We start from the raw sequence: 3,762 nt of genomic DNA on the forward strand, positions 1-3,762 counted from the left end.
CTTCATCTCGAAGCCGCTGGCGATCGTGGTGATCGGCGGCCTGCTCAGCTCGACGCTGCTCACCCTGGTGCTGGTGCCGACCCTGTACTCGATGGTGGAGCACACGAAGGAACTGGTCCGGGCTCTGGGCGCGCGCTCGCGCCGGACACCCGCGCCGTCGGCCCGTCGGCAGACACCGCCCGGCGCGGGCCGAGCGGACCGTCGAGCCCGAGCCGGCCGTGATCGGTGCCGACACCGCCGCGTCCGGCGCCGGGGCCGCCGGCCACCCGTCGGCGGCGCTGGTCGACGGCACCGACCAGTTCGAGGTGTTGCGGCTGCCGAAGAGCCGTACCTCGCCGCTCCCGCCCGCCGAGTAACGGCACCCACCCGGAACGCCCCCGCCGGAACGCCCTCGTGCCGGTCCGGGGCGCGCCGGGCCGATGTGCCCGAGGCGCGGCCCGCGCCCCGCGCCCCGGGCGGCGGCCCGGCGGGTCCCCGGACGCCGGGGAAGGCGGAGCCGTCTCGGCTGCGGGTGGGGCGAGGCGCGGTGATGTGAGTCGCTGTCGGTTGTCCGCGCGACGGCGGACGGTCGTACGCCGGCCGGGTAGGGTCCGCTGCGTGCCGTCGATCCTCTCGGTCCTGCGCCGCAACGGGAACTTTCGCAACCTTTTCCTGGCCGAGCTGGTGGTGTTCGGCGCCGACTGGTTCGTGATGGTGCCCTTGCTGGTGCTGCTGCCGTCGCTGACCGGCAGCGGCGTGTGGGGGCGCTGGTGCTCGCCGTGGACACCGGCATCGTGGCGCTGCTACTGCCGTACACCGGGACCGTGGCGGACCGGTTCGACCGCCGCAAGATCATGATCGGGTCGAACATCGCCGCTGTGCTCGGCGTGCTGCTGCTGCTTGGTGTTCGCGGCGCCGGCACGGCCTGGTTGGCGATGGTGGGCATCGGTGTGGTGGCGGTTGCCAAGGCCTTCTACTCGCCGGCCGCCAGGCCGCCCTGCCGAACGTGCTGGATCCGGACGAACTGGCGGCGGGCAACGCGGTCGCGGGTTCCGCCTGGGCACGATGACGATCGTCGGCGCGTCCCTGGGCGGGGTGCTCAGCAGCGCCGTCGGCCCGTACGCCTGCTTCTGGGTTGCGGCCGCCGGCCTGGTCCTGGCGGCGGTTCTGGCAGCGCGGATCCGCCGGCCGTTGCAGGCCCCGCGGGACCGGGACCGGCCGGCGTTGCAGACGTGGGCGGCGGTCCGGGAGGCGCTCGGCTACATCGGGCACCGGCCCCGGGTGCTGGCGCTGGTGACGGTGAAGTCCGCCGTCGGCCTCGGCAACGGCGTGCTGACCGTGTTCCCACTGCTGGCGGGCCTGTACGGGGCGGGCCCGATCGGCACCGGCCTGCTCTTCGCGGTGCGCGGCGCGGGTGCGCTGGTCGGCCCGATCCTGATGCGGCGGGTGCTGGGCAACCGGGCCTGGCTGCTCCCCGTCTGGCGTTGTCGATGTCGCTGTACGGGCTGGCCTACCTCGGCACCTCGGTCGCCGACTGGTTCCCGGTGGTGCTCGTGCTGGTCTTCGTGGCGCACTTCGCGGGCGGTAGCAACTGGGTGATGTCGAACTTCGCCCTCCAAGGTGAGGTGCCGGACCGGTTGCGGGCCGGGTCTTCGCCACGGACATGATGTTGGCGACGCTCGCCATCTCGGTGAGCCAACTGGTCGTCGCGTCCGTGGTGGACGTCGTCGACGAGCGGGTGGTGCTGGCGGGCTGCGGCCTGGTCACCCTGGTCTATGCGGTCGGCTGGCGGATCGCGACCCGCCGGCTCTCGTTGACCGACCCGGTCGTGAACCCCGACCCGTCGGTGGTCCGATAGCCCGCGTACCGGTGGGGCGGCGGAGCGCTCCGTTCCCCGCCCGCCTTTCCCACGGGAAAGGCGGGCGGGGAACGGAGCGCTCCGCCGCCCCACCGGTACGCGGGCTATCGGACCACCGACGGTCGGGGTTCACGACCGGGTCGGTCAACGAGAGCCGGCGGGTCGCGATCCGCCAGCCGACCGCATAGACCAGGGTGACCAGGCCGCAGCCCGCCAGCACCACCCGCTCGTCGACGACGTCCACCACGGACGCGACGACCATTTGGCTCACCGAGATGGCGAGCGTCGCCAACATCATGTCCGTGGCGAAGACCCGGCCCCGCAACCGGTCCGGCACCTCACCTTGGAGGGCGAAGTTCGACATCACCCAGTTGCTACCGCCCGCGAAGTGCGCCACGAAGACCAGCACGAGCACCACCGGGAACCAGTCGGCGACCGAGGTGCCGAGGTAGGCCAGCCCGTACAGCGACATCGACAACGCCAGACCGGGGCAGCCAGCCCGGTTGCCCAGCACCCGCCGCATCAGGATCGGGCCGACCAGCGCACCCGCGCCGCGCACCGCGAAGAGCAGGCCGGTGCCGATCGGGCCCGCCCCGTACAGGCCCGCCAGCAGTGGGAACACGGTCAGCACGCCGTTGCCGAGGCCGACGGCGGACTTCACCGTCACCAGCGCCAGCACCCGGGCCGGTGCCCGATGTAGCCGAGCGCCTCCCGGACCGCCGCCCACGTCTGCAACGCCGGCCGGTCCCGGTCCCGCGGGGCCTGCAACGGCCGGCGGATCCGCGCTGCCAGAACCGCCGCCAGGACCAGGCCGGCGGCCGCAACCCAGAAGCAGGCGTACGGGCCGACGGCGCTGCTGAGCACCCCGCCCAGGGACGCGCCGACGATCGTCATCGTGCCCCAGCGGAACCCGCGACCGCGTTGCCCGCCGCCAGTTCGTCCGATCCAGCACGTTCGGCAGGGCGGCCTGGGCGGCCGGCGAGTAGAAGGCCTTGGCAACCGCCACCACACCGATGCCCACCATCGCCAACCAGGCCGTGCCGGCGCCGCGAACACCAAGCAGCAGCAGCACGCCGAGCACAGCGGCGATGTTCGACCCGATCATGATCTTGCGGCGGTCGAACCGGTCCGCCACGGTCCCGGTGTACGGCAGTAGCAGCGCCACGATGCCGGTGTCCACGGCGAGCACCAGCGCCCCCCACACGCCGCTGCCGGTCAGCGACGGCAGCAGCACCAGCAAGGGCACCATCACGAACCAGTCGGCGCCGAACACCACCAGCTCGGCCAGGAAAAGGTTGCGAAAGTTCCCGTTGCGGCGCAGGACCGAGAGGATCGACGGCACGCAGCGGACCCTACCCGGCCGGCGTACGACCGTCCGCCGTCGCGCGGACAACCGACAGCGACTCACATCACCGCGCCTCGCCCCACCCGCAGCCGAGACGGCTCCGCCTTCCCCGCGTCCGGGGACCCGCCGGGCCGCCGCCCGGGCGCGGGGCGCGGGCCGCGCCTCGGGCACATCGGCCCGGCGCGCCCCGGACCGGCACGAGGGCGTTCCGGCGGGGGCGTTCCGGGTGGGTGCCGTTACTCGGCGGGCGGGAGCGGCGAGGTACGGCTCTTCGGCAGCCGCAACACCTCGAACTGGTCGGTGCCGTCGACCAGCGCCGCCGACGGGTGGCCGGCGGCCCCGGCGCCGGACGCGGCGGTGTCGGCACCGATCACGGCCGGCTCGGGCTCGACGGTCCGCTCGGCCCGCGCCGGGCGGTGTCTGCCGACGGGCCGACCGGCGCGGGTGTCCGGCGCGAGCGCGCGCCCAGAGCCCGGACCAGTTCCTTCGTGTGCTCCACCATCGCGTACAGGGTCGGCACCAGCACCAGGGTGAGCAGCGTCGAGCTGAGCAGGCCGCCGATCACCACGATCGCCAGCGG

General features: G+C 73.8%; 4 pseudogenes. 2 read left to right on the forward strand and 2 right to left on the reverse strand.

Features of this window, described 5'->3' with window-relative positions:
• Positions 1–356, forward strand: a pseudogene (locus QTQ03_RS28950) (efflux RND transporter permease subunit); the annotation flags it as partial.
• Positions 357–597: 241 nt separating this feature from the next.
• Positions 598–1,837 (forward strand): annotated as a pseudogene (locus QTQ03_RS28955) (MFS transporter).
• A 121-nt stretch (positions 1,838–1,958) separates the two neighbouring features.
• Here the strand turns inward: QTQ03_RS28955 and QTQ03_RS28960 are convergent.
• Both QTQ03_RS28960 and QTQ03_RS30800 read right to left on the reverse strand, forming a co-directional pair.
• Positions 1,959–3,179, reverse strand: a pseudogene (locus QTQ03_RS28960) (MFS transporter); the annotation flags it as partial.
• 239 nt (positions 3,180–3,418) lie between these two features.
• Positions 3,419–3,762: pseudogene (locus QTQ03_RS30800) on the reverse strand (efflux RND transporter permease subunit); the annotation flags it as partial.

Source organism: Micromonospora sp. WMMA1363 (assembly GCF_030345795.1).
Taxonomy (GTDB): domain Bacteria; phylum Actinomycetota; class Actinomycetes; order Mycobacteriales; family Micromonosporaceae; genus Micromonospora.